We start from the raw sequence: 22673 nt of genomic DNA, 5'->3' as shown, positions 1-22673 counted from the left end.
GGCACGCATGACCAACGCGGGTCTGCGCGCCTGGATCGAACGCCGCGCGGCGAAATGGATCACACCGCGCGCGCCCGAATCGCTGCCGGTGCGTTTCGACCGTCGACGCGTCTACGTGTTGCCGACCGGTTTCGGGCTGTTTTTCAGTGCATTGCTGGTGGCGATGCTGCTGGGCGCGCTGAACTACAACAACAATCCCGCACTGATGCTGGCGCTGCTGCTGGGTGGCGCCGCCCACACCGGTCTGTTCGCCGCGCATCTGCAATTATCGGGATTGAGCATCGTCGCGATCGGCGCCGAGCCGGTCGGCGCAGGCAAGCCGCTGCAACTGCGCGTGCATGCGCGCGCCGAACCCGGGCGCGAGCGTCGCGGGCTGCGCATCGCTTCGGGCGGGCATGCCGCATTCCTGTCGCTGCGGCAAGGCGCGGGCGAAGCGGTGATCGAACTACCCACCGAGCGTCGCGGCTGGCTGGAACCCGGGCGCCTGCGCATCTCCACGACGCGTCCACTGGGCGTGGTGGTGGCCTGGAGCTACGTATGGCCGGAAGCGCCGCTGCTGGTGTATCCGGCACCCGAAGCGCACGGCCCGCCCCTGCCGGAAGGCGGTGGCGATCAAGCCATCGCGCGCATGCATCCCAGCGGCGACGATGTGCATCACCTGCGCACGTACCGTCGCGGCGATTCGCGTCGCGCGATCGCTTGGAAACCCTCGGCGCGGCGCGATGAATTGCTGGTGCGCGAATACGAACAACCGCTCGGCGCCGATATCGATCTGGATTGGCGTGAATTGAATGCGCTGCCTTACGAAGCGCGCATCCGCCGCCTTGCCCGCTGGGTCGACGAAGCCGAACGCGATGGTCGTCGCTATCGGCTGGTGTTGCCGGGGCAGCCGCCGCTGGGGCCGGCGCAGGGCAATGCGCATCGGCATGCGTGCCTGAAGGCGTTGGCGCTGATGCCGGAGGCTGTGGGCCGTGGCTGATCGGAGCGCGCCGCCACTCGACCCCATCGCCCGACGCTGGACACTCGCTGCGGCAGCCGCCTGCCTGCTGCCGTTGCTGCTGCAGGTGCCGCCATTGCTGGGGGTGGGCATCGGCGCCGTCGCGGTCGCCATTCCGTTGCTCGTGCGCGACGGCCGCGCACCCGGCTGGCTGCGACTCCTGCTGATCGTGGCCCTGATGGGCACGGTGATGACCCGCTACGAATTCCGCTTCGGGCGCGACACCGGCTGCGCGCTGCTGGCGACCATGCTCGCGCTGAAACCGGTGGAAATGCGCAGTCTGCGCGATGCCCGCAGCCTGCTGGGTTTCGCGCTGTTCGCGCCGTTCGCGACCTTCCTGCTGGATCAGGGGCCGCTGCCGTTGACGCTCGGGTTGATCGCGGCGGTGACCGTGCTGGCGGCACTGTTGAAACTCACCGATATCGAAGTCGGCGAGCTGTCATCGACGGACAAACCCTGGCGACGGTTCGCCACCGTCGCGCGGATGATCGCCATCGGACTGCCGCTGGCGCTGGTGGTGTTCTGGCTGTTTCCGCGCTTCAGCGTGCCGATGTGGGGCGTGCCCGAGCGCGCGCTGTCCCGCCCGGGGCTGTCGGACCGGATGACGCCGGGCGATTGGATCGATCTGGTCGCCGACGACACGCCCGCGCTGCGGGCGACCTTCATCGGCGCAGCGCCGCCGCCATCGCAGATGTACTGGCGCGGACCGGTGCTGTGGGATTTCGACGGCCGCAGTTGGACGGCGGTGGAATGGTCGCGATCGATGGGGCGCACGGACACCGCACCGGGACCGAAACGCTACGAGTACGTGCTGGAGATCGAACCGACCGAACGCAACCAATTGGTCGCGCTGGAACTGCCGCTCGCCGCACCGTCCGGATCGCAGCTCGGCAAGGATTTCAGCCTGCGCAGCGACGAGCCGCTGAATGGCATCACCCGCTGGCGGATGCGCTCGGCGCCACGGGCGGCATTGGCAACCGATCCCACTCGAACCGGTCTGCATCCCGCGCTGCGGCGACTCGCCCTGCGCCTGCCGCCAGGCTACAACCCGCGCACCCGTGCCCTGGCCGACGCCTGGCGCCGCGAAGCCGGACCCTCCACGGCGGCCAGCGACAACGCCATCGTCAAACGCGCACTCGCATGGATCCGCACCGAGTTCGCCTACACCCTCGATACCCCGCTGCTCGGTCGCAACACCGTCGACGAATTCCTCTTCGACGAAAAAGCCGGGTTCTGCGAGCACTACAGCGGCGCATTCGTGGTGCTGATGCGCTCGGCCGGCATCCCGGCGCGGGTGGTCACCGGTTATGTCGGCGGCTATCGAAACCCGGTCGGCGATTATTGGCTCGTGCGCCGCTCCGACGCCCATGCCTGGGCCGAAGTCTGGCTGGACGGCCGCGGCTGGGTGCGCGTGGACCCGACGGCGGCGGTCGCACCGGAGCGCATCTACGACACCATCGCCGACCGCAGGCCGGGTGCCCTCGGCGGTTTCGTCGGACTGACGCCCGTGTTCAACGTCGGCGATTGGATGCGTCGCAGTTGGAACGATTTCGTGCTCGGCTACAACGCCGCGCGCCAGCGCCGGCTGCTGGAATCCTTCGGCGTGCCGGACCTCGATTCGGCCAGATTGATTCAACTGTTCGTGCTCGCGACCGTGCTGGCGATGGTGGGCATGCTCTGGCTGACCACCCGGCAGGAGCGCGAACGCGACCCGGTGCTGCGCGCCTGGCACCGTCTGGAACGACGCTACCGCCGGCTCGGGCTCGCTCGCGCTTCGCATGAACCGGCCGCGATCTGGGTGGAACGGGTCATCGCGGCGCGACCGCAGGCGGAATCCTTGCGCCGGCTCAGCGCACGTTTCGTCGATTGGCGGTACGCTCGCGATCATGGCGGCATCGCTGGTGCGGAGGGGTTGATCCGCGACCTGCGAAAGCATCGGCCCTGACGCCCCAGAATTCGACGACACCGCTCTTGATGGCATCTATCTCGACTGCACCGATATGAATTTTCCGGAGACATTCATGCACGCACGCACCTTCGTCATCGCCGCGTTGGCCGTCGCCCTCGCCGGCTGCGTCACCCAGACCAAACCCCTGCGCGGCGAGTTCGCCGACGTGTCGCCGCACGATGCGATCGAACAGGACAGCACCGGTGCCGTCGTGCGTTGGGGCGGTCGCATCGTTCGCACCGAACCGCTCACCGACCGCACCTGTTTCGAGGTGCTCTCGACCCGTCTCGACGCCTCCGGCCGGCCGTACTGGGCCGCCGACGATACCCGCGGTCGCTTCATCGCCTGCCGCAGCGGTTTCTACGACCCCGCGCTGTTCACCGATACCCGTGAAGTCACCTTCACCGGCCGCGTCGATGGCTACGAAAACCGCAAGATCGGCGAATACGATTACCGCTTCCCCCGGCTCGCCGCCGATGTCGTCTATCTGTGGCCGGTACGCGAACGCGTCGATGTGATTGCCCGCCCGGGCCCGTGGCCGTGGTGGGGCTGGTGGTGATCGCCCCGGCCGCAACGCGATTCGCGACATGCCGATGAACAAACGGCGACCGGACAGGTCGCCGTTTCGACATGATCGCTTTACACGGGACCGGTCGGCGTATGTTTGTCCCGATAGCGGAAGGTCAACCAAAGACCGACCGCGACCGAATACGAGAGATTGGGAATGAAGGCTTTGTCCAGAGATGTGACCCTGGAGTACAGCGCGACATAGTTGGTATACGCCGCCTGCGACAAGGTGAACGCCGCGATCAGCAACAACATCCGGATCGGGACGGGCGTACCCAGCTTGAGTGCGATGATCGTGCCCTCGGAGATCAGGACCCCGACGAGGAAAGGAAAGACCGCACCGATCACGATGATGCCAACCGAACTATCGGTGGAATGGGTCGCCAGCATCATGTCCGCAAAGGTGACACCCAAGGCACGGGTGATGAGGAACGCGAGGAAACCGGTCGAGAACGACATGATCCGAACGTACTGTTCGGCGCCGACCGCGGACATGATCACCTTGATCGAGATCCAGATCTGGCTGGCGATCACCAGCAGGATCAGTAGCTGCTCCAGGACGAGGAAGGGGTCCCACTTCATTCTTGTTCCACCGCTCTATGACCTCGGACTCCGTGCGCCGGATCGGAACATACCACAACCGCCGCGCCGGGTCGGTGCCATTGGCCCGCACTCGGTACCGCGGGCCTTGCCGATCCGGGGGTCATTTGACCACGCGCAAATGCGAGGGCCGACGGCGCGGCGGCGGTGCCTGCGGCGGGCGCGGGCGGCGCCAGTGCCGGATCAGCAGCCACCCGAACAGCATTCCGCCGAGATGCGCGAAGTGGGCCTCGCCAGTGTTCAATCCGCTGAAGGCCAGCGCGAGTTGCGCGATCGCGAAAACGATCACCAGAGTCCGCGCCTTGATCATCACCGGCAGGAACAACAGGCCGATATGATGGTTGGGGAACAGCATGCCGTAACCCGCCAGCAGGCCGAACACACCGCCGGACGCGCCCAGCGTGGTGTAGGTCCATCCGGTCTGGGACAGCATCAGCGTGGCCACCAGAAGCTGGCACAGCCCGGCGCCGAGCGTGCAGAACGTGTAGAACGCCAGGAAACGACGGCTTCCCCAGTGCGCTTCCAGCGGCGCACCGAACATCAGGATGCCAAGCATATTCATCACGATATGCAGCAGATTCCCATGCATGAACGCATGCGTGATCAGCTGCCACGGCATGAACGATGTCGTCGGCGAAAACGGGTCGCCGTCGATCGCCACAGGCCACAGCCGCAGCGGCGCGAAGATCCAGTCCGGCAGCAGAAGCTGCAGTACATAGATCACGATATTGACGATCAACAGCGCCTTGGTGGCTGCGGGCAATCTGGAGAACATCCGTGATCCTTGGGGGAGAGGAAACGGTTGGGTGTTGTCGAATCATCGACCGTTCGATGCGGCGGCTATGATACCGGGATGACCGCCCTTCCCACTCTCGATGCCGACGATTTTTCGCGCGAGCCCGCTCTGCTCGCCGATGCGTTGCGCGACCGGGGCGCCTGCTGGATCACCGATTGGCCCGATGCCGCCTTGCGCGATGCGCTGCGCGACGACCTGCGCAGGCTTCAATCGACCGGCGGCCTTTCACCCGCAGCGGTCGGCCGCCGCGAGGGTCGCGCGTTGCGCAACGACATCCGTGCCGACGCCACCTGCTGGCTCGACGACCCGCGCTGCGGCGATCCGGCGCGCACATTGCTCGAACGACTCGATGCGCTGCGCACGATACTCAACCGTACGCTGTTCCTCGGCTTGACCGATTGCGAGGCCCACTACGCGGCGTACCCGCCCGGCGGCGGTTACGCGCGCCATCGCGACCGTTTTCGAGACAGCGACGCGCGGGTGGTGACGTGGGTGACTTATCTCAACGCAGACTGGTCGGAAGAAGATGCCGGCGAGCTGCGGCTTCATCCCGGAAGCGCAGATGCCGATGGGGTGTCGGCCGACCTGACGTCCAACGACCTGGTGTCGATCGATGTGTCTCCGCTCGGCGGCAGTCTCTGTTTCCTCAGCGAACTGGAGCATGAAGTGCTGCCGGCGCGGCGTGAGCGCTTGAGCATCGCAGCATGGTTCCGAAGGACGCCGCGCGTATCCGCATGAGTCGTGTCGGGCCTGAAGCCCCGACTTGCGATGCTCAGCCCCAGACCTCCTCGTCGAGCGACTTCGCGCGTTTCGCCGGACGCACGCGCCCGCGATCGTCCACGCGCACGCCTTCCCGACGCAGGCGCTTCAACTGCTCTTTGCAATCCTGCGAACCCGGTGGAAAGGCGCTGCGCCCGTCGGAGCGCAGCACGCGATGCCACGGCAGCGTGGGGTCTTCGTTCCGCGACAGCAGTCGCGCGACCATGCGTGCCCGCCCGGGCAACCCCGCGCGCTGGGCGACAACCCCGTACGCAGCGGTTTCGCCGCGCGGAATCGCACGGATCGCGGCAAGGATGCGTTCGGCAGCAGACAGTGCGTCCATGGAGGGTTAGCATAATGCAACGATTTTCCCAGAGTCCCACATGCAAAACTTCGAACAAGTCCGCAGCCACCTCGCTTCCGGCGACTTCCGGATCACGATGCAGGAGCCTTACGTGCTTTGCGTCGAACTGTCGCTCGAACAGGGCCGCCGCCATCAGGCGATCTTCCTCTCCGAACTGGAGGACGACGACGGCCGCACCTATCTGCGGGTCAGCACGGTGATCGCGCCGACCACCGGGATCGACTGCCGTCGCGCCCTGGCCTTCAACTGGGAAAGCCACGTCGGCTACCTGGCCATCGGCGAACTCGATCGCGTGCCGTATCTGCAGCTGTGCGAGAACCGTCCGTACGACAACCTCAGTCCGGGCGAAGTGGACCGCCTGATTCTCGAGATCGGCGGCATGGGCGACCAGCTCGAGCGGGCATTGTCCGCCGGTGGCGACCTGCTCTGAACCACGACCGTCGCACGCAACCAAAAAAGGCCCGCTTTCGCGGGCCTTTTTCGTTCGTCCGGGGCAAGCGCAAGCCTCACGCCCAACCCAGCGCCTCGATCAATCTGAAAAGACCGTATGCCACACCGCCAGCGGCTGGAATGGTGAGTATCCAGGCCCAGATGATCCGCTCGATCACCGTGATCTTGAGCGCACGCGGGTTCTTGCCGAAGCCCACGCCCATGATCGCGGTGGAAATGCTGTGCGTCGTCGAAACCGGCATGCCGAAATGCGCGGCCGTGACCAGGATCGTCGCCGAGGCGGTCTCCGCAGCGAAGCCATCGATCGGCTGCAGTTTCACCATCTTGTGGCCGAGCGTCTTGATGATCTTCCAGCCACCAGCAGCAGTGCCGGCGGCCATGACCAGCGCGCAGGTGAAGACGATCCAGCTGTCGATATCCTTCTCGCCGCCGTCCGGATGCAGGAACTGGGCCCACGCCGGCAGGTGATCGAGCGTGCCCGTCGCCTGCGCACCGAAGATCGACAGCGCGATGATGCCCATGGTCTTCTGCGCATCGTTGCTGCCGTGCGCGAATCCCATGTACGCGGCGGACGCCAACTGCGCCTTGCCGAAGATCGCATTCACCCAGCGGGGGCGGACCATGCGCGCCAGCGATCCGCCGGCCTTCGAAAAGCCCCAGATCAATGCATAGATGGCGCCGAGGATCAGCACGCCGAGCGTGAAACCCGCGATCGGCGAGCTGACCATCGGCACGACGACCTTCCACAGCAGGCCCTTGTTGCTGGCCCAACCCTCATCGCCGATCTTCGACCAGATCAGCGCGGCCCAATCGTTGTGTGCGGCGGCCAGCGCCGCGCCGCAGAGACCGCCGATCAGCGCGTGCGAAGACGACGACGGCAGACCCTTCCACCACGTGATCAGGTTCCAGGTGATGCCGCCGGCCAGTGCGCAGAGGATCACCTGCGAGGTCACCATCACGACATCGGTGTCGATCAGGCCCGATGCGATGGTCTTGGCGACTGCCGTACCGTAGAACGCACCGATCAGATTCATGACCGCCGCCAGGATCACCGCCTTGCCGGGCGAGAGCACTTTGGTGGCGACCACGGTGGCGATGGAGTTCGCGGTGTCGTGAAACCCGTTGATGAACTCGAAGACGAGCGCGGCCAGGATGACCAGCAGCACGAGAGTGAGCATGGCGGTCGTCTCAGCTGTTCTTCAGGACGATCTGATAAGCGACCACGCCGGCCTCGCGGCAGCGGTCGATCGCTTTCTCCAGGATCTCGAAGAATTCCTTGAGCAGGAACATCTGCAGGCTGTCGAGCTTGCCGGAATAGATGTCGCGGTACAGCTCGAGCATCAGCCGGTCGGCTTCGTTCTCGATCGCCCGCAGCTTCTCGTTGAGCGCGGTCATGCGATCGATGTTGAGGTGGCGCAGCTCCTTCACCATGTCGACCACCACGCTGGCGGCCTGTTCGAGCATCGCGGCGCGCGGCGCGAAATCGATATCTTCCAGGTGGTGCACCGCCAGCGAATAGCGGTCGGCGAACTTCTCGATCTGCTTGGGGATCTTGTACAGCGCCGAACCCAACGCCTCGATGTCCTCGCGCTCGATCGGGGTGATGAAACTGTCGACCAGCGCCTTGCCGATCTTCTCGGACGCAGCCCGCTCGCGCTGTCGGGCCAATTTGAAGGCGTCGAGCGCCGGCTGGCGATCGGTGGCTTTCATCATCGTGTGCAGCGCGGTCGCGCTGGCGTGCGCGGCGGCGGCGGCCTCGTCGAGCAGGTCGTAGAACTGCTGGCCGGAACCGAAGATCGTTTGCAGGGAGAACATGGGCTGACGTCTCGATGACAGTGATGTGAATAGCGTAAGTCCGAATTGTGACTTGGAGATGACATTTCGGCCGCCGATGTCATCCCATCGACATCCAATCGTCATGGCGGCCTGTGCCCACCCCCGGGCCCCGCGGGTCGAAATGACCCGCGGGGATGGTCATGACCGCCTGCTATGATCGCCGCACCCCCTGACGCCAGCCCCTGTGACCCGCCCCCGATGCCCCGCCCGACGCCGGAGCCCCCGCAAGCCGTCGAAAACCCTCTGCGGTTCGGTTCCACGACGGCATGCCGCCCCGCCAGCCGGGGACCCGCTCCCGTGCTTGAGCTGTCGATCGTCGTTGCGCTGATCCTGCTGAACGGCTTTTTCGCGCTGTCGGAAATGGCGCTGATGACCTCGCGCAAGATGCGCCTGAAGCAGATGGGGGAACACAGCCGGGGCGCGCGCAAGGCCTTGGCGCTGGCGGAACACCCCGACAACCTGCTGTCGACCGTGCAGGTCGGCATCACCTTGATCGGCGTGCTCAACGGCATGCTCGGCGGCGACGCCATCGGCCAGCAGATCGCCGACTGGCTGGGCGAATCGGCGCCTGGCGCCCGGGAATACGCCACCACGATCGGGCTGGCCACCGCCGCGACCCTGATCACCGTCGGCACCGTGATCTTCGGCGAATTGATCCCCAAACGCCTGGCGCTGACCAATGCGGAGGTCATCGCCAGCAAGGTGGCGATCCCGCTGGACCTGCTGGCGCGCATCTCCAAGCCAGTGGTGCTGACCCTGGGCGCGATCAACCGCAGCGTGCTGCGCATGCTGGGCATCCGCGACGACGCCCGCAATGCGATCACCGAAGAGGAGATCCAACTGCTGGTGAGCGAAGGCCACGAGCAGGGCGTGATCGACGACGACGAGCGCAACATGATGCAGCGGGTGATGCGTCTGGGCGATCGCACGGTGGAAAGCATCATGACCCCGCGCACCCGCATCGTCTGGCTGGATGCCAACGCACCGTTCCTGGACAATCTGGCGGAAATGCGGGAAACGCCGTATTCGCGCTATCCGGTCTATCGCGACAGCGATGCCGAAGTGCTGGGCTTGCTCGAGGTGAAGTCGCTGCTCGACCGGCTGCAGGAGCGTGAGCCGGATCTGTTCACCACCCTGCGCCCTGCGCTGTTCGTTTCCGAATCCACCCACGCACTGAAGCTGCTGGAGATCTTCCGCGAAGAGCAGCAGTCGCTGGCGCTGGTGGTGGACGAATACGGCGAAATCACCGGCATGGTCACCGTGAACGACCTGATGGGCGCGGTGCTCGGCCGGCTGCAGTCCGGCGAAACCCCGGATTCCGAAGCGCTGGTGATCGAACGTGCGGATGGTTCGCTGCTGGTCGACGGCTCGCTGCCGGTGGACGAACTGCGCGAGCTCATCGGCCAGCGCCTGCCGCATCTCGACGACCACGACTACCACACCGCTGCGGGCATGGCGATCGCGCACTTCGGGCGCATTCCCAACACCGGCGAGTTTTTCGACTGGTCGGGCTGGCGGATCGAAGTGGTCGATCTCGACGGCCCCAGGATCGACAAATTGTTGCTGACCCGCATCGACAGCATGGATGTCGCGGATGACGCCTGAGCCGGAAAGCGACGACGAGCACATCGTTCCGCACGGCATGCGCGCAGTGCTCGATACGCTGTGCGATGGCGACCCGAACGATCACCTGGCGCTGAGCGATCTGGTCGGCGGACTCGGCCGCAGCACCTTCGGCGTCATGCTGTTCATCGCGACCATTCCCGCGTTCATTCCGATCCCCGGCGTGGCCGGCGCGCTCAGCGGACCGCTGGTGGTGCTGACCGGCATGCACCTGCTGATGCTGCTGCGCAAACCCTGGCTGCCGGGCTTTGTCGCACGCCGCGGTCCGCAGCGCAGCACCCTGATCCGGTTCGACCGCGTCGGCGACCGCTGGCTGCGATGGCTGGAAAAACTGGTGAAGCCGCGACTGACCGCAGTCATCGATCACCCGCTGGCGACGATCTTCTCCGGCCTGCAGCTGATACTGCTGGGTGTGCTGTTGGCGCTGCCGATCCCGTTCACCAATTTCCTGTTCGGCGGCCTGCTGCTGCTGTATGCGCTGGCGCTGCTGGAGCGCGATGGTGCGCTGATGTTGATCGCATGGGCCGCAGGCATCGCGGCGATCTACGTCTTCGGTGCGGTGTCCGGCAATCTCGCGGCGATGCTCTGGGCCTGGGTCGCCGGCCTGGGCTGAGCCGGCCGGGCCGATGCCCGAGAATCAATCCAGAAGGCGCACGAAATCCTGCATGTTGATCGGATGCCCGAGCCAATAGCCTTGGGCGAGATCGCAGCCCCGCGTGCGCAGCAGATCGTACAACCCTTCCTTCTCTACGCCTTCGGCGACCACGATCATCCCCAGCGAATGCGCCATCGCGATGATCGCGGTGGTCAATGCGAGGTCGTCCGGGTCGCGCAGCATGTCGGCGATGAAACTGCGGTCGATCTTCACGCCATCCACCGGCACCCGGCGCAGATGGCTGAGCCCGGAGAACCCGGTACCGAAATCGTCCAGCCAGACCTTGATCCCATGCTCGCGCAGACCCGACAGGATCCGGCGCGCCTGATCCTCGTCGTTCAGCACGGCCGTCTCGGTCAGTTCGAGATGCATCAACTGCGGCGGCAGGCCGCTTTCGGCAAGCGATTCCATCACCTGTTCGTGGAAATCGCCGCCGCGCAGCTGTCGCGCCGAGACATTGACCGAGACGAACAATTCGTGGGCGCCTGCGGATTCGCGACGCCAGCGCATCGCGTCCCGGCACGCGGTACGGATCACCGCCGGGCCGATGGTGTCGATCAAGCCGCTCTGTTCGGCGACATCGATGAACACCGACGGCGCCATATGCCCGTGGACCGGATGCTGCCAACGCAACAGCGCTTCGGCGCCGATCAGGGTCTTGTCGGAAACGCGATAGATCGGCTGGTACGCCAGCGTCAGTTCGCCGCGCTCCCAGGCACCGCGCAGATCCTGCTCGATGCGGACCCGGCGGGTCACCGCCTGATCCATCGCACGGTTGTAGAAGCGGTAGCAGTTCTTGCCGGCGACCTTCGCCTGGTACATCGCGATATCGCCGTTCTTCATCAGCATCGTCGCGCCCGAGGCGTCTTCCGGGAACAGCGTCACGCCGATCGACGTCCCGAGGAACACCTGCCGATCCTGCACCACGATCGGCCGACTGAGCTCCGACACCAGCGTCTCGGCGAGATGCGCCGCGCTGCTGCGTACGTCGGCGTGATCGCCTTCGTCGTGCAGCAGGATCACGAACTCGTCGCCGCCGAAGCGCGCGAGTTCGCTGGCATGGCCACCGGCTCGCTCCACCGCTTCGCGGATGCGGTTGGCGAACTGGATCAGCACTTCGTCGCCGACGTCGTGGCCGAGGGTATCGTTGACCCGCTTGAAGTCGTCGATGTCCGCGAACAACAGCGCGAGCTGTCGGCCGACGCCGCGCAGCTGCATCAAACGGTGATCGAGGGTTTCGCGGAACGCCAGGCGGTTGGCCAGACCGGTCAGCGAATCGGTGTACGCCATGCGACGCATGTCGCGATCGTGACGCGCGATGCTGTCGGCCATCCGCGCGAACGCGCGCACCAGCGTACCGACCTCGTCCTTGCGGGCGTTGACCGGCAGCGAGGTGGAGAAATTGCCCGCTTCGATCGCGCGGGCGGCATCGGAAAGTTGGCGGATCGGGCGCACCAGCGCCCGCTGCAGCACGATCCCGACCAGCACCGCCAGCGAGACCAGCATCAGCAGCAGCAGGCCGATCCAGGCCAGATGGCGATTGCCGATCTCGCGCAGGCGATCGCCGATCTCGCGGTTCACATGCGCCTCTTCGGCGCGGATCTTGACCAGCGAATAGCCGACGCGTATCCCGCCCAGACGCTGGTCGCCGATCCGGATCGGCGTGGAGACATCCATCACCTCGTCGGTGCTCAGCACCAGCAGCGCGTCGGCGGAAACGATCTGCTGCGCAAGCGCGTCGCGCATCTGCTGGCCGAAGGTCGGAATGTCGCCGGAGCCGTCGTGGATGATGCTGCCTTTCGCGTCGTAGACCAGCACATAGCTGACGTCGGACTGGTGCAGGATGCTGCGGGTGGTGGCACCGACGGCATCGAGGTCGAAGTAATAGGTCGGGTTGACCAGCAGATCCGCCGCCTGCCCCACCTGCGCCTCACCGCGTTGGCGCAGGCGGTCGAACACCAGGGTCCGGGTCGCGTCCCGGCTCAGGCGCAGCACTTCCTCCTGCGTCGTGGTCTGGCGCTGCCAGATCAACGCGACGACCGCGAGCATCACCAGCAGCGTCAGACCGATCACCGACATGAACTTGGCGTGGAGACCTTCGAACACCCTCATCCGAGCGACCTCATTCGACATCCGCCCGCACTTGCGCGACACCGGCGCGAATGCGATCGAGCACGCGTCGGGTTTCGCCGTCGATCGGCATGAACCGGGTGGTGCGGAAAAAATACTGCAGCGCTTCGCGGGCGCGCGGGTCGCCGGCGGCGTCGATCAGCACTTCGCGCAGTCGCGCCTGGACCTTCGGGTCGAGGTCGCGGCGGACCATCTCCAGCGCACGCGGCACCGGCTCGGTGATATGGATGACTTCCAGATCCTTGCGGAAGGACGGCGGCACCCGTGCCGGATTGTTCCAGTCGATATCGTTCATCGTGCCGGCATCGACCAGTCGCTTGTGCACCCAGGCGCCGATGTTCAACTCCGAGCGCGCGAACACGTATCCGACCGTCTTGTCGGTCGGTTTGTCCATCGGCGACAGCAGCAGGCTCAACGACAGCTTCCGGTGCAGCAGCTCGATGGCAGGCAGGAAATAAGCGCTGGTCGATGCGTTGTTCTGGAACGCGACGCTGCGCCCGCGCAGGTCTTCCAGGTCTTTCAGGCCACTGTCGTGGCGGACGAAAAAGACGGTGCGATAACGACTGACGCCATCCCGCTCGGTCAGCAACAGGGGTTGTGCGTTGCCCTTCTGTTCCAACAGCATCGCGGTGCCTGCGGTCTCGGTGACCCAGTCGACCTGACCGCGCCGGAGATAGCTGGCCATCTGTTGCGCATCGCGCGCCATCAGCACCCGCCCCTCGCGGATACCGACATCGGCCATCCGCGGCACCACGTAATCGAGCAGCGGCTTCAGCTGTTCATAGTGGGTCTTGGGGTCGTCGCTGATGCGCCCCAGGACCAGAATGTGACGCGAATCGTCAGCCGCTGCCGCACCCGGCACCACACCGGCGAGGGTCGACAGGACCACCAGCAACGCGAGCAGACGGGCCAAGATCAACGCTCCGACTGCCCGGCGCTGGCACCGATGGTCGCTGCGGAATGGCTCGGGAGCATCCCCCGCAGGTGCGATCCGCGGCAGGATGCCGGAACGCTGTCAGGGCACCCGCGGCGGCGGAAGACGGCCTTCGGCGATGTCGGCCATACGCTTGGCATCGGCGAGCAAACCCCGCAAAAGCCGGACATCGCGGGCATCGAGGTCCGCGCGCAGGAACAGTCGCCTGAACTTGCGCATCGCGGTCGCCGCTGTCCGGCCTTTGTGAAAATCGATTGCATCCAGGGTGTCTGCCAATTGCGAAAAGAAGCCCTCGAGCTGGGCATGGGTCGCGGGCGGTTCGCTCCGAACCTCGTGCGCCCGGGCCGCGCCAGCTGGCGCGATCGGGGGCAACGACTCATCCATGGACCAACCTACACGCAATTCGTATGCCAAGACCTGGACGGCGGCAGCCAGATTCAAGGAGCTGTAATCGGGGTTCGCGGGAATATGCACGGCCGCGTGGCAGAGCTGGAGCTCGTCGTTGTCCAATCCGGTCCGCTCGCGGCCGAATACGAGCGCCACCTCGTCGCCGGCTTCGACCGCGACCCGTCCGCGCTCGGCAGCCTGGCGCGGATGCAAGGCTTCGAGCGCGATCCGGCGGCTGCGGGCGGTACAACCGAGCACCAGCCGGCAATCGGCGACGGCCTCGGCCAGGGTATCGACCCGCACGGCAGCCTCCAGCACATCGTTCGCGCCGGCCGCCAGCGCGTAGGCCTCGGGGTGCGGAAACTGCATCGGCGCCACCAACACCAGGCGCGAGAAGCCCATGGTCTTCATCGCCCGCGCAGCGGAACCGATATTGCCGGGATGCTGGGTGCCGACCAGCACGATCCGGAGACGTTCGACGGGCGGGGACGCGGAGGCGGAGGACATGGCCGCAATGTTAAACTGTCGCGCGGTCCAGAACCGCACTGCTCTTTTTCCCTGCCCTGTCACCGTTTTTTCACGCGCCCGCAAGGGCCGCGCCCGGAGTCGTTCGCGATGCATCAGCCTGCTGTCAACGTCATGGTCAAAGCGGCTCGCGCCGGCGGCAACATCCTGCTGCGGCATCTGGCCCGGCTCGAAGCGATCGAAGTGGTCGAGAAGGACCGGATGGACTACGCCAGCGAAATCGACACTCTGGCGGAGGTCGCGATCATCAAGGAACTGCGCCGCGCGCATCCGGATTACACCGTTCTGGGCGAGGAAGGCGGACAGCAGAAGGGCAATCGCGGCGCAAGCCGCTTCACCTGGGTCATCGACCCGCTCGACGGCACCAGCAACTATCTCCACGGCATCCCGCACTGGTGCGTGTCCATCGCTTTGTGCGAGGCCGCGGAACCCGTGCATGCGGTGATCTTCGATCCGCTGCGCAACGAACTGTTCACCGCCAGCCGCGGCGGCGGCGCCCAGCTCAATGGGCACCGCATCCGCGTCTCCGAGCGCAAGGAACTCGAAGGCGCGATGCTCGCGACCGGCTTCGCGCCGCGCGAGCGCAAACGCGCCGAGGCTCAGCTCGATTGCGTCAAATCGCTGCTCGTGCACGCCGAGGACATCCGCCGCTGCGGTTCGGCGGCGCTGGATCTGGCCTACGTGGCGGCGAGCCGCTACGACGGCTATTTCGAGGCCGGCCTGAAAGCATGGGATCTCGCCGCAGGCGTTCTGCTCGTCCGCGAGGCCGGCGGCCGGGTCTGCGATTTCCGCGGTGCGGCGCTGGGCCCGATGCACATCGACACCGGCTCGCGACAGGTCGTCGCCGCCAATGTCCGCATCATCGAACCGCTGCAGAAAACCCTGGTCAACACCGGATACGCCAAGACCTTCGATTGATACAGGCCCGCAGGGCGGGCCCTGGCTTGGGGTATCCCCACTTTTTCGAGCATTTCGAAAAAACGTCGTCGTCCCCGCGAACGCGGGGATCCAGCGACTTTCAAGGTTCCGCGCAGCGCAAAGACACTGGGTTCCCGCGTTCGCGGGAACCACGGGTGAAAGAACGGCGACTGCCGATCAATTGCGGCTTTTCCGATCGCTTCAAACCGACGAGCGAAACCGCTTCGATCATTTGCCCTGTCGCGGAGATATCGCATCGGCGGGCCGAGGCCCGCCCTACAAACCCGGTGTCTCGCCAGAACGCAAAAGGCCGCGCTGTTGCGCGGCCTTTTGCGTGGAGCGAACCCTGCGATCAGGGTCGGCGCGCCAGCGCTGCCTCGTCGCGGGCTTTCGGCATCAGATCCTGCTTGTTCACGCCGAGCCACAGCAACAGCGGGCAGGCGACGAAGATCGAGGACAGCGTACCGATGATGATGCCCAGCATCTGCGATTCGGCCATGCCGCGCAGCGAACCGCCACCGTAGAGATACAGCGCGAAGACGGTCAGGAACGCCACGAACGACGTGATCACCGTGCGCGACAGCGTCTGGTTGATCGACTTGTTCAATACCTCGCCCGGAGACACGCGCATGCCGCGGAAATTTTCGCGGACGCGGTCGAAGACCACGATGGTGTCGTTGATCGAATACCCCATCACCGACAACACACCCGCGAGCACCGTGAGGTCGAACTCGTGCCCGCTCAACGCGAACCAGCCCGCCACCACCAACACGTCATGCAGGGTGGTCACGATCGCGGCGACCGCGAATTTCCACTCGAAGCGGAACGAAATGTAGGCGAGGAATCCGATGACCACGAACAGCACCGCATACAGTCCGTTCTCGGCCAGTTCACGGCCGACCTGCGGGCTGATTTCCGCGCTGCGCAGCTTCTTCGCCGGATTGCCCGGCTCGGAGGCGGCCACGCGCACGCTTTCGGCGATGCTGGCCGTCGGGTCGTCGCCGGCGATCTTCTTGGAATCGTCGCGCAGGCGGACCAGCAGCTCCTTGCCGGTGCCGAACGTCTGCACCTGGGCGCTTTCGTATCCGGCGGCTTCCAGGCGCTTGCGCACGTTGTCCACGTCCACCGGCTTGTCGTAGGCCAGCTCGATGCCGACGCCGCCGGTGAAATCCAGGGCGAAGTTGAACCCCTTGGAGAACATCGCGCCGATACCGACGAACATGATGAGGGCAGCCACCGCCAGCGAGATCATGCGCAGGCGCATGAAATCGATGTTGCTGTCGTAAGGGAACACGTTGAAAGGCTTCATGATTGCGCTCCCTTAGATCGCGACGGATTGCAGCTTGCGACGGCGGCCGTAGATCAGCGTGGCGATGCCGCGCGACACGGACACGGCGGTGTAGGCCGACGTTGCGATACCGAGCATGGTGGTGACGCCGAAGCCCTTGAGCGGGCCGGTGCCGAACGCGAACATCGCCAGACCGGCGAGGAACGCAGTGATGTTGGCGTCGAGAATGGTCCCCGAGGCGCGGTCATAGCCTTCGGAGATCGCCTTCTGGGGCGGCAATCCGGCGCGCAGTTCTTCGCGGATACGTTCATTGATGAGCACGTTGGCATCCACCGACATGCCGACCGTCAACGCGATGCCGGCCAGGCCGGGCAGACTCATCGTCGCCCCGAACACCGACATCAACGCGAACACCATCAACAGGTTGAGCAGCAGCGCGATGCAAGTGACCACGCCGAACATGCGGTAGTAGAACAGGAAGAACACCAGCGCGAAGATGAAGGAGAAGGCCACGGCTTTCAGGCCGCGCTCGACGTTCTGCTTGCCGAGGCTCGGGCCGACGGTACGTTCTTCCACGAAGTCCATCGGCGCGGCCAGCGCACCGGCTTTGAGCAACTTGGACAGATCCTCCGCTTCCGTACGCTCCAGGCCGGTGGTCTGGAAAGTCTTGCCGAAGGGTTCGTTGACGTTGGCGACGGAAATGACCTCTTCCTTCACCTGGAAGCTCTTCACTTCCTTGCCATCGACGATCCGCACCTGCGGCACCCGCTCGATGTAGACCACCGCCATCGGCTTGTTCACGTTTTCGGTGGTGAACTGCAGCATGCGCTGGCCGCCGGCGCTGTTGAGCGTGACCAGCACCGCCGGCAGGCCGTTGTTGTCGAGCGAAGTGCGCGCATCGACCATGTCTTCGCCGGCGACGATGATGCGCTTGTTGAGCAGCACCGGAACGGGTTTGCCATCGGCACCCATATTGCGGCTGGCGTAGAGCCGTGCGCCCGGCGGCACGTTGCCGGTCTCGCGCGCGTCGATGGCGTTGCCTTCATACACGCTGCGGTATTCGAGCGTCGCGGTGGCGCCCAGCGTACGCTTGGCGGCTGCGGTGTCCTGCACGCCCGGCAACTGCACGACGACGCGATCGGCGCCCTGGCGCTGCATCACCGGTTCCGCCACACCGAGGGAGTTGACGCGATTGCGCAGCGTGCCCAGATTCTGCTCGACCGCATTGAGGGTCATCTGGCGCACCATCTCGTCGGACACGCCGATCCGCAGGATGTTGCCCGCCGCGTCGTAGGTGAACGCGTTGGCCGACGCGACCGCACCGGCATCGAGCGCATTCGCGCTGAGATTCTTCTGGATCAGCCCCTGCGCTTTGTTGAGATCGGTCGCCTGGGTGAGCGTGACCACCAGCGCGTTGCCGTCGCGTTCGACCGACTGGTAGCCGATGCCCTGGTCACGCAGCGAACTGCGGATATCGGACAGATAGACCTCGAAACGCTTGTCGATCGCAGCCTTCTTGTCCACTTCCATCAGGAAATGCACGCCGCCCTGCAGATCGAGACCCAGCGACATCGGCTTGGCGCCGATGGCGCTCAGCCATGAGGGCACGTTCGAGGCGAGATTCAGGGCCACCACGTAATTGCCGTTGCTGCCCAACGACTCGCGCAGCGCATCGTAGGCCTTGGTCTGCGTATCGGGATCGGACGCGCGGACCAACAGGTTCTTGCCCTGCTTCTCGACCGATTTCGGCTTGACGCCCGCCTGGGTCAAGGTCTGCGATACGCGCTGCTCGAGCGCGTCGTCGATCTTCGCGCCGCGATTGGCGGTGATCTGCACGGAGGGATCCTGCGGGAAGATGTTGGGCAGCGCATACAGCGCGCTGAGCAGCATCACGATCAGGATGACGGCATATTTCCAACGGGGATATTCAAGCATGACGAGCACCGCGTCCGATCATCCGACCGGCCGCATTCGAGGTGGATCGGAAATTCAGAGGAGAATCATTGCGACAGGCATCATTGCGTCGGCAGTCATCACAGCGACTTGAGCGTGCCCTTGGGCAGCACATGACCGATGGCGCCGCGCTGCACGCGCAGGGTGACATTGCTGGCGACTTCAAGACTGACGAAGTCGTCGCCGATTTCGCGGACGACACCGGCGATCCCGCTGCTGGTGATCACTTCGTCGCCCTTGGACAGCTTGTCGAGCATGGCGCGGTGCTCTTTGGTGCGCTTCATCTGCGGCCGGATCATGATGAAGTACATGACCACGAGCAGCAGGATCGGGAACAGAAGCGTCGACATCAGACCACCGGCGCCGGGAGCGGCGGGGGCTGCGGCCTGAGCGTAGGCGGGGGAGATCAGCAGGTCGAACAGGTTCATCGCGGTTCCGTGTCGCAAAATAGCTGGGGATTATGCCATGCGGGCCGGCCGGCTGGCTTTCCAACCGTGACCCGACCCTGCTCGACCCTTCTGAGGACCGGGCAAACGTCTGAAAGTTCAGCCTGCCTCGGCCGGTGCGGCCTCGCGGGCGGCATGGAAGCCGGCCCTGAAATCGGCGAAGCGGCCGGCCTCGATCGCAGCGCGCATGCCGGCCATGAGCGTCTGGTAGTACCAGAGGTTGTGCAGGGTGCCGAGGATCGGCGCCAGCATCTCGTTGCAGCGGTCGAGGTGGCGCAGGTACGACCGGCTGTAGCCGTGACTGCAGGAATAGCAGCCGCAGCCCTCCTCGATCGGGCGCAGATCGCGCTCGTAGCGGCTGTTGCGGATGCGGACCGTGCCGAAACTCGTGAAATAGTGCCCATTCCGCGCGTTGCGGGTGGGCATGACGCAGTCGAACATGTCGATCCCGCGCGCCACCGACTCCACCAGATCCTCCGGCCGGCCGACGCCCATCAGATAGCGCGGCCGGTCGGCCGGCAATTGCGGACAGGTGTGTTCGAGCATCAGGTTGCGCTCGTGCTCGGGTTCGCCCACCGCCAGGCCGCCGACGGCATACCCGTCGAACCCGATCTGCTTCAGCGTTCCGGCCGACCGGGTGCGGAGGTCGTGGTGCACCCCGCCCTGGACGATGCCGAACAGCGCCGCATCGTTGCCCTCATGGGCTTTCTTCGAGCGCTCGGCCCAGCGCAGCGACAGCTCCATCGACTTGCGCGCCACCTCCTCGGTCGCCGGATAGGGGGTGCATTCGTCGAAGATCATCACGATGTCCGAATCCAGCACTTTCTGGATGCGCATGCTCTCCTCGGGGCCGAGGAACACCTTGCTGCCGTCGGTGGGCGCGGCGAAGGTCACGCCCGCCTCGGTGATCTTGCGCTTGTGCGCCAGCGAGAACACCTGGAAACCGCCGGAGTCGGTGAGGATCGGGCCGTCCCAACGGGTGAAGCCGTGCAGGCCGCCGTGATCGGCGATCACATCCAGCCCCGGACGCAGATACAAATGAAAGGTGTTGCCCAGAATGATCTCGGCGCCAAGCGCACGGACCTGTTCGGGCAACACGCCCTTGACCGAACCATAGGTCCCCACCGGCATGAAGGCCGGGGTTTCGACGGTACCGCGCGGGAAGGTGAGGCGGCCACGGCGGGCGACACCGTCGGTGCCAAGCAGTTCAAAACGCATTCGACTCATTGTGTGTTGTCTACTTTTATGTGCATTTTGCAGGTGTGGCGCGAGCCGCGACAACGCGCTGATGAACTTCCAGAAAAACGATATTGTCTTCTTGCAATGACCTGCGGACGGCGCGCAGACCGCTCATCGCGGCTCGCGCCGCTCCTACAGGGGAGCGGGCCACAGCAGCATCGCGTCGCCGTAGCTGAAGAAGCGGTAGCCCTCGCGCACCGCATGCGCGTAGGCCTCGAACACCCGGTCCTTGCCGGCGAATGCGGACACCAGCATCAACAGCGTGCTTTCCGGCAGATGGAAATTGGTGAGCATCGCGTCGACGCTGCGGATGCGGTAACCGGGAAAAATGAAGATCTGCGTCTCGCCGGAAAAAGGCTGCAGGTCGCCGTCGCGCATCGCGCTTTCGAGCGCGCGCACGACGGTCGTACCGACCGCGACGACCCGGCCGCCGCGCTCGCGGGTATGCCGTATCCGCGCCACCAGCTCGGCGCCGACGTTCAACCACTCGCTGTGCATGCGGTGATCGTGCAGATCATCGGCGCGCATCGGCTGGAACGTCCCGGCGCCGACATGCAGGGTCACGTGGCCGAATTCGACGCCGCGCGCGCGCAGCGCATCGAGCAGCGCTTCATCGAAATGCAGGCCTGCGGTGGGCGCGGCGACCGCACCGACTTCCTTCGCGAACACCGTCTGGTAGCGCTCCAGATCGTCCTGCCCGGGCTCGCGCCGGATGTACGGCGGCAGCGGCAAACGGCCCGCGTGCAGCAGCCAGCTTTCGAGACCTTCGCCCACGTGGAAACGCAGGCGGTAGAACTCGCCATCGCGGCCCAGCACTTCGGCCTCGCCACCGGCATCCAGCGCGATGCGACTGCCCGGCTTCGGGGATTTGCTGGCGCCGACCTGCGCCCGCGCCTCGTTGTCCGGCAACAGTCGCTCGATCAGGATCTCGACGCGGCCACCGGTCGCCTTCTGCCCGAACAACCGCGCCGGGATCACCCGGGTGTCGTTGAACACCAGCAGATCGCCAGGCTGCAGCAGGGTCGGCAGATCGCGCACGGCGCGATCCTCGAACGCCGTCGGCGCGGGCGGTACCAGCAGCAAGCGGCTGGAGGAACGCTCGGGCAGCGGTGCCTGCGCGATCAGGTCCGTGGGCAGATCGAAATGGAAGTCGGATTTCTTCATCGCAGGCGAGGGTGTGGGCGGGGCATTGTAGACGCGCGCGTCCTCCGCCCCTGCGCTCAGAGGACCTGCCCGAGCAACTGCGGGAAGACTTTGCCCACTTTGCCCAGCAGGTAGTCGCCGTACGTGCCCTCGAACGGCGCCAGCACGCTGGCCCCGTCCCAGCGCCGGGCGCGGTCGGCCTCGATCCGGTCCATGCGGATGCGGGCGTGCTGCGGCAGCGGCGTGACCCGGGCGGTGAAATCCGGGTCGAAGAACAGCGGAAACGAAAAGCGCTCTCGCCCGCTGCTGTTGCGCACGCGATGCGGCGTGGAGCGGTAATGGCCGCCGGTCAGGCGGTCGAGCATGTCGCCGAGGTTGCAGACCAGCGTGCCCGGCAGCGGCGGCGCGTCGACCCATCCGGCCGGCGTATGCACCTGCAGGCCCGGAACATCGTCCTGCAGCAGCAGGGTCAGCAGGCCGTAATCGGTGTGCTCGCCCACGCCCCAGCCCTCGTCCCCCGCCGGCTGCGCGGGATAGCGGAAGATCCGGAACAGCACGGTCGGGTCCGCGGTGTAGTGGTGGCGGAACCAGTCCGCCTCCAGCCGCAGGCTCAGGGCGATACCGCCGAGGACCGCCTGCGCGGCACGGCAGGCGGCGGCCATGTATTCGGTCACGACGTGGCGCATGGCAGACGACCGATTCGGGCCTTCCGTACCGTCCGGCCACAGGTTCGCGCCGTGCAGGGGCCATCCGGCCAGCACCCGTGGGTCGTCCAGCGGAAGCTCGGTGCCCAGATAAAGACCTTCCTTGAGATCGGGCCGGCCGCTGGTCAGTTCGCCGCCGACCGGGAAATAGCCGCGCCAGGCGCGTCCGCCTCGCGACATGCCGATCCGCATCTTTTCCGCTGCCGGCAGGGCGAAAAACGCACGGCTCGCTTCGCGCATTTCCGCCTGCAGCGCCGCAGCGATGCCGTGGCCTTCGATATAGAAGAACCCCTGGGCGCGGCAGGCGTCGCCTATCCGGGCAGCGACCGCCGCCGCATGCGCACGGTCGGCGGTCGCCCCGCCCAGCAATGGCGCGATGTCGATGACCGGAAGTGCGCCCGTCCGCACGGC

22 protein-coding genes are annotated in these 22673 nt (G+C 65.7%); 8 read left to right on the top strand and 14 right to left on the bottom strand.

Annotated elements, in window-relative coordinates; translation table 11 throughout:
- The first annotated feature begins 7 nt into the window (after window positions 1-7).
- The 3 genes from HOP03_14295 to HOP03_14285 all read left to right on the top strand — a co-directional run bounded on the left by HOP03_14295 (window position 8) and on the right by HOP03_14285 (window position 3504).
- Window positions 8-979 (top strand): DUF58 domain-containing protein, encoded by a 972-nt coding sequence (locus HOP03_14295; protein ID NOT89332.1) that lies wholly within the window; start codon window positions 8-10, stop codon window positions 977-979.
- A complete protein-coding gene (locus HOP03_14290) occupies window positions 972-2942 on the top strand; it encodes a DUF3488 domain-containing transglutaminase family protein (GenBank protein NOT89331.1) in 1971 nt (656 codons plus the stop codon). The genes HOP03_14295 and HOP03_14290 overlap by 8 nt, the downstream gene beginning before the upstream one ends.
- A gap of 76 nt (window positions 2943-3018) precedes the next feature.
- The gene (locus HOP03_14285; GenBank protein NOT89330.1) at window positions 3019-3504 is read left to right on the top strand and encodes a hypothetical protein; all 486 of its coding nucleotides are present in this window, start codon (window positions 3019-3021) and stop codon (window positions 3502-3504) included.
- A gap of 80 nt (window positions 3505-3584) precedes the next feature.
- On the opposite strand, the gene HOP03_14280 is transcribed toward HOP03_14285, so the two are convergent.
- Window positions 3585-4094 carry a hypothetical protein gene (locus tag HOP03_14280; protein ID NOT89329.1) on the bottom strand — a complete coding sequence of 170 codons (510 nt, stop codon included), beginning with the start codon at window positions 4092-4094 and terminating at the stop codon, window positions 3585-3587.
- A 121-nt stretch (window positions 4095-4215) separates the two neighbouring features.
- Complete coding sequence (locus tag HOP03_14275) at window positions 4216-4887, bottom strand: rhomboid family intramembrane serine protease (protein NOT89328.1); 672 nt, start codon at window positions 4885-4887, stop codon at window positions 4216-4218.
- 78 nt (window positions 4888-4965) lie between these two features.
- On the opposite strand from HOP03_14275, the gene HOP03_14270 reads away from it, so the two are divergent.
- Window positions 4966-5646, top strand: a complete 681-nt coding sequence (locus tag HOP03_14270) for a 2OG-Fe(II) oxygenase (GenBank protein NOT89327.1) — start codon at window positions 4966-4968, stop codon at window positions 5644-5646.
- 34 nt (window positions 5647-5680) lie between these two features.
- On the opposite strand, the gene HOP03_14265 is transcribed toward HOP03_14270, so the two are convergent.
- Window positions 5681-6010 carry a methylated-DNA--protein-cysteine methyltransferase gene (locus HOP03_14265; GenBank protein NOT89326.1) on the bottom strand — a complete coding sequence of 110 codons (330 nt, stop codon included), beginning with the start codon at window positions 6008-6010 and terminating at the stop codon, window positions 5681-5683.
- 40 nt (window positions 6011-6050) lie between these two features.
- Here HOP03_14265 and HOP03_14260 point away from each other — a divergent pair, with 40 nt between their 5' ends.
- Complete coding sequence (locus HOP03_14260; protein NOT89325.1) at window positions 6051-6461, top strand: hypothetical protein; 411 nt, start codon at window positions 6051-6053, stop codon at window positions 6459-6461.
- Window positions 6462-6537: 76 nt separating this feature from the next.
- Here the strand turns inward: HOP03_14260 and HOP03_14255 are convergent, their stop codons facing one another.
- Window positions 6538-7659: an inorganic phosphate transporter gene (locus tag HOP03_14255; GenBank protein ID NOT89324.1), complete on the bottom strand. Its 1122-nt coding sequence runs from the start codon at window positions 7657-7659 to the stop codon at window positions 6538-6540.
- 10 nt (window positions 7660-7669) lie between these two features.
- Window positions 7670-8296, bottom strand: coding sequence for a DUF47 family protein (locus tag HOP03_14250; GenBank protein NOT89323.1), 627 nt, complete (start codon window positions 8294-8296; stop codon window positions 7670-7672).
- Window positions 8297-8614: 318 nt separating this feature from the next.
- On the opposite strand from HOP03_14250, the gene HOP03_14245 reads away from it, so the two are divergent.
- Together HOP03_14245 and HOP03_14240 are read left to right on the top strand one after the other, a co-directional pair.
- Window positions 8615-9922: an HlyC/CorC family transporter gene (locus HOP03_14245; GenBank protein ID NOT89322.1), complete on the top strand. Its 1308-nt coding sequence runs from the start codon at window positions 8615-8617 to the stop codon at window positions 9920-9922.
- A gap of 58 nt (window positions 9923-9980) precedes the next feature.
- Window positions 9981-10553, top strand: coding sequence for an exopolysaccharide biosynthesis protein (locus HOP03_14240; GenBank protein NOT89321.1), 573 nt, complete (start codon window positions 9981-9983; stop codon window positions 10551-10553).
- Window positions 10554-10577: 24 nt separating this feature from the next.
- Here the strand turns inward: HOP03_14240 and HOP03_14235 are convergent, their stop codons facing one another.
- From HOP03_14235 to HOP03_14225, 3 genes are all read right to left on the bottom strand, one after another.
- The gene (locus HOP03_14235; protein ID NOT89320.1) at window positions 10578-12707 is read right to left on the bottom strand and encodes an EAL domain-containing protein; all 2130 of its coding nucleotides are present in this window, start codon (window positions 12705-12707) and stop codon (window positions 10578-10580) included.
- Between the two features lie 10 nt (window positions 12708-12717).
- Entirely contained in the window at window positions 12718-13608 is an 891-nt protein-coding gene (locus tag HOP03_14230) for a phosphate/phosphite/phosphonate ABC transporter substrate-binding protein (protein NOT89319.1), read from the bottom strand.
- A gap of 132 nt (window positions 13609-13740) precedes the next feature.
- Window positions 13741-14553 (bottom strand): RNA methyltransferase, encoded by an 813-nt coding sequence (locus HOP03_14225; GenBank protein ID NOT89318.1) that lies wholly within the window; start codon window positions 14551-14553, stop codon window positions 13741-13743.
- Window positions 14554-14661: 108 nt separating this feature from the next.
- Between HOP03_14225 and HOP03_14220 the strand changes: the two genes are divergently transcribed.
- A complete protein-coding gene (locus HOP03_14220) occupies window positions 14662-15489 on the top strand; it encodes an inositol monophosphatase (protein NOT89317.1) in 828 nt (275 codons plus the stop codon).
- Window positions 15490-15841: 352 nt separating this feature from the next.
- Here the strand turns inward: HOP03_14220 and secF are convergent, their stop codons facing one another.
- From secF to HOP03_14190, 6 genes are all read right to left on the bottom strand, one after another.
- Window positions 15842-16798, bottom strand: coding sequence for a protein translocase subunit SecF (secF, locus tag HOP03_14215; GenBank protein ID NOT89316.1), 957 nt, complete (start codon window positions 16796-16798; stop codon window positions 15842-15844).
- 12 nt (window positions 16799-16810) lie between these two features.
- Window positions 16811-18712 (bottom strand): protein translocase subunit SecD, encoded by a 1902-nt coding sequence (gene secD, locus HOP03_14210; protein NOT89315.1) that lies wholly within the window; start codon window positions 18710-18712, stop codon window positions 16811-16813.
- Between the two features lie 98 nt (window positions 18713-18810).
- Window positions 18811-19158 carry a preprotein translocase subunit YajC gene (gene yajC, locus HOP03_14205; protein ID NOT89314.1) on the bottom strand — a complete coding sequence of 116 codons (348 nt, stop codon included), beginning with the start codon at window positions 19156-19158 and terminating at the stop codon, window positions 18811-18813.
- Between the two features lie 117 nt (window positions 19159-19275).
- Window positions 19276-20403, bottom strand: coding sequence for a tRNA guanosine(34) transglycosylase Tgt (gene tgt / locus HOP03_14200; GenBank protein ID NOT89313.1), 1128 nt, complete (start codon window positions 20401-20403; stop codon window positions 19276-19278).
- A gap of 144 nt (window positions 20404-20547) precedes the next feature.
- A complete protein-coding gene (gene queA, locus HOP03_14195; protein ID NOT89312.1) occupies window positions 20548-21579 on the bottom strand; it encodes a tRNA preQ1(34) S-adenosylmethionine ribosyltransferase-isomerase QueA in 1032 nt (343 codons plus the stop codon).
- Between the two features lie 56 nt (window positions 21580-21635).
- Window positions 21636-22670: an isopenicillin N synthase family oxygenase gene (locus HOP03_14190; protein NOT89311.1), complete on the bottom strand. Its 1035-nt coding sequence runs from the start codon at window positions 22668-22670 to the stop codon at window positions 21636-21638.
- Window positions 22671-22673 lie beyond the last annotated feature (3 nt).

Origin of the sequence: Lysobacter sp. (assembly GCA_013141175.1) — a bacterium.
In the GTDB taxonomy this organism is placed as follows: Bacteria; Pseudomonadota; Gammaproteobacteria; order Xanthomonadales; family Xanthomonadaceae; genus Lysobacter_I.
Note: the sequence above shows the minus strand (reverse complement) of the source record. Positions and strands in the feature narration are given on the sequence as shown.

Excerpts from the sequence above, each read along its gene's own strand:
- HOP03_14295 (NOT89332.1), top strand. The coding sequence starts at position 8 with ATGACCAACGCGGGTCTGCGCGCCTGGATCGAACGCCGCGCGGCGAAA.
- HOP03_14285 (NOT89330.1), top strand. The coding sequence starts at position 3,019 with ATGCACGCACGCACCTTCGTCATCGCCGCGTTGGCCGTCGCCCTCGCC.
- HOP03_14280 (NOT89329.1), bottom strand. The coding sequence starts at position 4,094 with ATGAAGTGGGACCCCTTCCTCGTCCTGGAGCAGCTACTGATCCTGCTG.
- HOP03_14275 (NOT89328.1), bottom strand. The coding sequence starts at position 4,887 with ATGTTCTCCAGATTGCCCGCAGCCACCAAGGCGCTGTTGATCGTCAAT.
- HOP03_14270 (NOT89327.1), top strand. The coding sequence starts at position 4,966 with ATGACCGCCCTTCCCACTCTCGATGCCGACGATTTTTCGCGCGAGCCC.
- HOP03_14265 (NOT89326.1), bottom strand. The coding sequence starts at position 6,010 with ATGGACGCACTGTCTGCTGCCGAACGCATCCTTGCCGCGATCCGTGCG.
- HOP03_14260 (NOT89325.1), top strand. The coding sequence starts at position 6,051 with ATGCAAAACTTCGAACAAGTCCGCAGCCACCTCGCTTCCGGCGACTTC.
- HOP03_14255 (NOT89324.1), bottom strand. The coding sequence starts at position 7,659 with ATGCTCACTCTCGTGCTGCTGGTCATCCTGGCCGCGCTCGTCTTCGAG.
- HOP03_14250 (NOT89323.1), bottom strand. The coding sequence starts at position 8,296 with ATGTTCTCCCTGCAAACGATCTTCGGTTCCGGCCAGCAGTTCTACGAC.
- HOP03_14235 (NOT89320.1), bottom strand. The coding sequence starts at position 12,707 with ATGAGGGTGTTCGAAGGTCTCCACGCCAAGTTCATGTCGGTGATCGGT.
- HOP03_14225 (NOT89318.1), bottom strand. The coding sequence starts at position 14,553 with ATGTCCTCCGCCTCCGCGTCCCCGCCCGTCGAACGTCTCCGGATCGTG.
- HOP03_14220 (NOT89317.1), top strand. The coding sequence starts at position 14,662 with ATGCATCAGCCTGCTGTCAACGTCATGGTCAAAGCGGCTCGCGCCGGC.
- secF (NOT89316.1), bottom strand. The coding sequence starts at position 16,798 with ATGAAGCCTTTCAACGTGTTCCCTTACGACAGCAACATCGATTTCATG.
- secD (NOT89315.1), bottom strand. The coding sequence starts at position 18,712 with ATGCTTGAATATCCCCGTTGGAAATATGCCGTCATCCTGATCGTGATG.
- yajC (NOT89314.1), bottom strand. The coding sequence starts at position 19,158 with ATGAACCTGTTCGACCTGCTGATCTCCCCCGCCTACGCTCAGGCCGCA.
- tgt (NOT89313.1), bottom strand. The coding sequence starts at position 20,403 with ATGAGTCGAATGCGTTTTGAACTGCTTGGCACCGACGGTGTCGCCCGC.
- queA (NOT89312.1), bottom strand. The coding sequence starts at position 21,579 with ATGAAGAAATCCGACTTCCATTTCGATCTGCCCACGGACCTGATCGCG.